Annotated in this window: 1 pseudogene; it reads left to right on the forward strand. The window is 56.4% G+C overall.

Annotated features, from left to right (window positions below):
* Nucleotides 1-241: 241 nt before the first annotated feature.
* A pseudogene (locus AWB66_RS32515) lies at nucleotides 242-1,224 on the forward strand (IS1182 family transposase); the annotation flags it as partial.
* Nucleotides 1,225-1,311: the final 87 nt, after the last annotated feature.

Raw genomic sequence — 1,311 nt, forward strand, 5'->3', positions numbered from 1 at the left:
CGCACGGTCCTCTTTCTCGTTGCTGGCAAGCTCGACTTGTCCGCCTTCAACCCCCATGCCTCATGAGCCCGTTACCCACTGCATTTTTAAAAGAGCCAGAAAGGCTAAAAGCGAGCCTCTAAAGGCCAAAAAACCGACGCGAGCGCGTCGCCATTCTCGCATCGTGGAATCAGCAACGACGATCCCGTGAAAACCCCCGCTTCTTCAGCACAGCCTTAACTCATTCAGCCTGGGTGACCGGATGAAGCGATTCATAGAAGGTGAAGATCGCAAGCAGGTGACGCTGCTTCCAGAGTGCCTCGATGACTTCGTCGCAGAGGACAACACGGTCAGGATCATCGAGGCGTTTGTAGAAGAGCTTGAACTGGGATCGCTGGGCTTTGATGGAGCAAAACCATCGACTACAGGTCGTCCGTCCTATCATCCATCTGTGTTGTTGAAGATCTATATCTACGGCTATCTGAATCGGATTCAATCGAGCCGTCGCCTGGAACGTGAATGCCAACGCAATGTTGAATTGATGTGGCTTACAGGTCGTCTGGCGCCAGACTTCAAGACCATAGCTGACTTTCGTCGTGACAACGGCACCGGCATCCGCAACGTATGTCGCCGTTTCGTGATGCTGTGCCGTGAGCTGAAGCTGTTCTCGCAAGCGCTGGTCGCCATTGACGGCAGCAAGTTCAAGGCAGTCAATACGCGCGATCGCAACTTCACCGAAGTAAGGTCGACAAGCGCCAGAAGCAGATCCAGGAGAGCATCCAGCGGTATCTGAACGCGCTGGAGACTGCCGATCGTACGCAACCCGCTGAGCTGGAAGCGAAGACGACTCGACTGCAAGACAAGATCGCGCGCTTACGCGAGCAGATGCGAAACCTCGAGCAGATCAAAGAGCAACTCAAGACGCAGCCGGATGGCCAACTCTCGATGACTGATCCCGACGCTCGCTCCATGGCGACGAGCGGCAAAGGCTCGGGAATGGTGGGCTACAACGTGCAGGTGGCCGTTGACGCCAAACACCACCTCATCGTGGCTCACGAGGTCACAAACTCTGGCAGTGACCGGGCGCAGCTTAGCCCCATGGCAAAAGCTGCGCGCGAGGCGATGGGTAAGACCAGACTGCGGGCAGTCGCTGACCGTGGCTACTACAGTGGGCCTCAGATCAAGGAGTGCGCCGATGCGGGGATTGCGGTCATGCTGCCGAAGCCGACAACATCGGGTGCGAAATAGTCGGACCTTATATGGGCACCACCCGTTTGCCAAGGAGAGCTTGCGTTCCAGCGGTTAGATCGGTTGCATCCTTATATTCGGCCC

The organism is Caballeronia telluris, assembly GCF_001544495.1.
Taxonomy (GTDB): Bacteria; Pseudomonadota; Gammaproteobacteria; order Burkholderiales; family Burkholderiaceae; genus Caballeronia; species Caballeronia telluris.